Consider the following 3,634-nt stretch of genomic DNA (forward strand, 5'->3'; position numbering starts at 1 on the left):
CGCTTGTTTTGAGGTTGTATTGTCTAAAGTTGTGCTCATACTGTCTCCTGCTGGCTAGGACGTAAACCTAGTGCAATTAGTGATTTAAAAATGAATAACATTTATTCAATTGTGGAATGTATAAATGCGCGCGTAGTGTAGCAAATTTGGGGTGGGTTTTGAATATGCATCAATAACAGACATTTATTATTCACCCATAGTCCTTTTGGTTAGCAAAGTTATTTATCCTAACCCTAGAGCTTGCTATAGTAAGCGTTTGTTAATACTTTATCTTTTATTCTAAGGCGCTTGTATGTCTCTATTTCAGTCTGTTGTTGTCTCCAGATATGTCAATCAATTAGATAAACAGCAGCTAGTGGCGGCGTGGCAGCGCTATACTCAATGCTTTTTAAACCCGCTAAAGCAAGACAATATAAGAGTGAGTAAAGAAGAGCAGTATCAAGAAGGGTTCTTGCGTGATTTATTCGTTGATGTCTTTGGCTATACGCTCAATCCCAATCCAAATTATAATCTCACTACTGAATTTAAAAACCAAACAGGCAGCAAAAAAGCAGATGGCGCGATACTCAAAGACGGCCATGCTATTGGCGTGATTGAACTAAAAGGTATGAACACCACAGATTTAAGTAAGATTGAGCAGCAAGCTTTTGGGTACAAAAACAATCAACCCAAATGTCGCTATGTTATCACCTCAAACTTTCAAAAACTGCGTTTGTACATTGATAATGCGGTTGAGTTCATCGAGTTTGATCTATTTGGCTTAACCCAAGATGATTTTGCGCAGCTGTATTTGCTACTCAATCATGATAGCGTCATGTGCGACTTACCTGCCACTATTAAATCAGCCTCACTATCGCAAGAAGAGGCGATTACTAAGCAGTTATACAAGGATTATTCTGTATTCAAACGTGAGCTATTCGCAGATTTAACCACCAACAACCTTGATATTGACGCTTTGGTATTGTTTCAAAAGTCGCAAAAGCTGCTCGATCGATTGCTGTTTATCTTCTTCGCAGAAGACAGTCATCTGCTACCCGCCAACTTTGCTAAAGGTATCATCAGTGAGTGGGAGCAGCTAAAAACGCTGAAGATGACTGTGCCCTTATACGATAGAATCAAAGCCTATTTTGGTTATTTAGATCAAGGTCATAAGGATGAGCATAGCGAGATATTCGCCTATAACGGTGGACTGTTCAGTACCGACAAGCTGCTAGATAGCGTCATTATCAGTGATAAGGTGCTAGGCTCACATATCAAAACGCTGTCAGAATATGACTTTGCTAGTGAAGTCGATGTCAATATTCTAGGTCATATCTTTGAGAACTCACTTACAGAACTCGATGAGGTAAAGGCGCAGCTAGCAGGCGAGGCGGTCGATAAATCGCAAACCAAGCGCAAAAAAGACGGGGTGTTTTATACGCCCAAATATATCACCAAATATATCGTCGAAAACACGGTCGGCAAATTGTGCAAAGACAAAAAAGACGAGCTGGCTATCGTTGATGAGGATTTTGTAAAGCCTAATAAACTCACGGCAAAAGCTAAGGGAATACTCAAGTTGCAATCTGCGGCGCTTGAGACTTATCGAGACTGGCTACTACAAATCACGATATGTGATCCCGCTTGTGGTAGTGGCGCATTCTTAAATGAAGCGCTGAATTTTTTGATTGCTGAACACAGCTATATCGATGAGTTACATGCCAAGCTCTATGGCGATAGCATTATTTATCCTGATATCGAAAACAGTATTTTGGAAAACAACTTGTTCGGGGTCGATATCAATGAAGAGAGCGTCGAGATTGCTAAGCTGTCACTGTGGTTACGGACAGCACAGCCTAGACGTAAATTGAATAATCTCAATGATAATATTCAATGTGGAAATTCATTGATTGATGATGTAGATGTCGCAGGAGACAAGGCATTTAACTGGCAAACGGCCTTCCCGCAGGTCTTCGCCAAAGGTGGCTTTGATGTGGTGATTGGTAATCCGCCTTATTTACGGATTCAAGGTCTTCAAAGTGCTTATCCTGAAATGGTTAAGTATTATGAAAAGCAGTTTGAGTCTGCGATAGGGAATTATGATATTTATGTCTTATTTATTGAACGCTCTTTAGATTTGATTAAAGAAACTGGACAAGTTTCATTAATATTACCGCATAAATTCCTAATTTCTGAGTTTGGAGAAGGCGTTCGTAGATTACTAGCAGAAGATAAACTTGTATCAAGCTTACTACATTTTGAGGAACATTTAGTTTTTGAGGTGACTACCTATACTTGTATTTTAACGCTTGATAAAAAGCCAAAGGACGACATACTGTTTAGCTTTATAAATCCACAAAGAATACAAGAGCTTTTTGATTGGACGAGCTTATCATACGACAATTTGAATCAAAATAAGTGGAACTTACTCTCTAATACTCAAGTTAATCTTTTTGATAAATTACATCAGCAACCCCTTACTGCCAAAGACGTATTTTCAAAAATCTTTGTTGGATTACAAACTAGCGCAGATAAGATTTTTCTGATTGATGGTCATATTGAAGGTGGTTTAGTTAAAGGCTATTCAAAATCTTTAGATTGTGAGGTTGAGATTGAAGTAGGTCTTATGAAACCTATGTTAAAAGGACAGGACGTTTCAAGGTATATGCAGTTGCCTAACCAATATTATGTTATTTTTCCTTATATTCTCAATGGAGATGGAACACATAGCATAATGACAGAGGATTTTATTAAATCAAACTATCCCCGAGGTTATGAGTATTTAAAAAATAATGAGAAAGAACTACGTAATAGAGAAAAAGGTAAAATGGATAAAGAAGGGTGGTTTTTGTATATTTATCCGAAAAGTATTACAGATTTTAATCAGCCTAAAATTATGACTGCCGAAATAGCTAACTACCCAAGCATGACTTTTGATCAGGCTGAGATGTACCACTCTACGACCATATACTCTTTTGTATTGAAAGAACCTTCTACATCTGCTTACAAGTTTTACCTCTCTGTTCTAAACTCAAAGCTTTTATGGTTTTATCTGTCCAATACGGGAACTGTTCTACGTGGTGGTTATTTTAGATTTAAAACAAAATATCTTTACCCCTTTCCATTACCAAAACTACCTAATATTGTAGACAGCTTTGTCCAAAAAGCCGATCTAATGTTATCGCTAAACGAGCAGTTGCAGGACTCAACTGGTAAGTTCATCCGAACCTTACAACGCAAGTTTGAAATAGATAAACTCAGTAAAAAGCTAGAAAACTGGCATGAGCTAACGTACGCAGAGTTAATCAAAGAGCTAGGTAAAAAGAAAGTCAAAATGAGCTTGAGCGATGAAGCGGAGTGGGAAGAGTATTTCTTAGCTGAGCAAACCAAAGCGCAGCAGCTTATAGCCCAGATTGAACGCACCGATAGTGAAATAGATCAAATGGTCTATAAACTATATGACTTAACCAATGATGAGATTGCTATTATCGAAGCCAGTTAATGCAACTATTTATAAAAGATGAGTTTTGGACTACTTATTACTCCTCTATACAGCTAGACTAAACAAACACACCGTCAAAGGAGATGACCTATGAGTGACACTGCAATGGAGTCTACATCGAGCACGCCGATTAGTCGCTACCCTGTACCAGAT

The 3,634-nt window shown here is 38.2% G+C and carries 1 protein-coding gene; it reads left to right on the forward strand.

Features of this window, described 5'->3' with window-relative positions:
* Positions 1–292 precede the first annotated feature (292 nt).
* Positions 293–3,481, forward strand: coding sequence for an Eco57I restriction-modification methylase domain-containing protein (locus ACTXGO_RS11175; protein WP_443543572.1), 3,189 nt, complete (start codon positions 293–295; stop codon positions 3,479–3,481).
* Positions 3,482–3,634: the final 153 nt, after the last annotated feature.

This window comes from Psychrobacter sp. T6-1 (assembly GCF_052258445.1).